Origin of the sequence: Flavobacterium frigidum (assembly GCF_048286735.1) — a bacterium.
In the GTDB taxonomy this organism is placed as follows: Bacteria; Bacteroidota; Bacteroidia; order Flavobacteriales; family Flavobacteriaceae; genus Flavobacterium.
On sequence record NZ_JBLVPU010000047.1, the window covers coordinates 1 to 1,588 of the forward strand.

At 33.9% G+C, this 1,588-nt stretch carries 2 protein-coding genes; both read left to right on the top strand.

Translation table 11 applies throughout. The features are described 5' to 3' along the window. A partial coding sequence (locus tag ACNQGO_RS15345; protein ID WP_417985813.1) for a type IX secretion system membrane protein PorP/SprF occupies positions 1 to 279 on the top strand: 279 nt, incomplete at its 5' end. 11 nt (positions 280 to 290) lie between these two features. Beyond that, the coding region (locus ACNQGO_RS15350; RefSeq protein ID WP_417985814.1) for a flagellar motor protein MotB at positions 291 to 1,588 on the top strand (1,298 nt) is incomplete at its 3' end.

Here is a 1,588-nt window from a genome sequence, read left to right on the forward strand (position 1 = left end):
GCATTGTTAACTAAAATTGTCGATGGAGCACCTCTTCAAGTAGATTTGTCTGGGAATTTTATGTTTAATGATAAGTTTGTTCTTGGATTAGCCTACAGATGGTCGGCTGCTGTGAGTGCAATGGTTGGTTTTCAAGTTTCTGACGGAATGTATATTGGTTATGGTTACGATCATGATACAACAAGATTAAAAAACTACAATTCTGGTTCCCATGAAATATTTTTGCGCTATGAAATATTTAAAAACAATGGTAAAATCACAACTCCAAGGTTCTTCTAAAAACAATTATTATGAAAAAAAATATACTTCTTTACATAACAATAGTAAGTGTTTTTTCCATTAACATTTATGCTCAAAATGCAAAGTTGACCCTAGCTGATAAAAAATATGAGGGTTATGCCTATGTAGATGCCATCAAAACCTATGAAAGAATTGCTGAGAAAGGATATAAATCCGTAGATCTGTTCCAAAAGTTAGGAAACGCTTACTACTTTAATTCCGAATTCGATAAAGCTGCCAAATGGTATGGAGAATTGTTTGCTTTAGACAGCTCGACTTTGGAACCCGAATATTATTATCGCTATGCGCAGTCTTTAAGAGCAATCAATCAAAATGATAAAGCCAATGAGATGATGGAATTGTTCAGCCAGAAATCAGCCAATGATGGTAGAGCCAAACTCTTTAAACAAAATACCAATTATCTACAAGCCATTAAAGCTAATTCTGGAAGGTACACCATCGAAGACGCGGGAATCAATTCGATCTATTCTGATTATGGAACTGCTATTTATTCGAATAAATTAGTTTTTGCTTCGGCCAGAGATACTGGTAGTCTTGGTCAACGAAAACACAAATGGACCAATCAGTATTTTACAAATTTATACACCACTGATTTAGATGCTGACCTAACTCCAAGTACTAATAAACCAAAAAAGTTTGATGGGACAATTAACTCTAAGTTTCATGAGTCTACTCCTATTTTTACTGCTGATGGGAAAACCATGTACTTCACTCGAAACAATTATCTTGATGGTAAAAAAGGAAAAGATGGAAATAAAATTACTTTAATCAAATTATACAAAGCCACTTTAGAAAATGAAAAATGGACTAATATAACTGAACTTCCTTTTGATAGTGATAATTACAGTACAGCACATCCCGCACTAAGCCCCGATGGGAAAACATTGTATTTTGTCTCTGACATGCCCGGTACCTTAGGACAGTCTGATTTATTTAAAGTGACAATAAATGAGGATGGTACTTTTGGAACTCCTGAAAATTTAGGAAAATCTATTAATACTGAAGGTAAAGAAACTTTCCCTTTTATTTCTAACGAAAATGAAATTTACTTCGCATCAGATGGACATCCTGGACTGGGAGGATTAGATGTTTTTATGTCTAAAATAAGTGCAGAGGGAACTTTTAGTGAAGTACAAAATGTAGGAGCCGATGTGAATTCTCCCAAAGATGATTTTGCGTATTTAATTGATACCAAATCTCGAAGAGGCTTTTTCTCTTCTAATAAAGACGGAGGTCAAGGATATGATGATATCTATACATTTTTAGAAACAAGAAAACTTATTTGTGA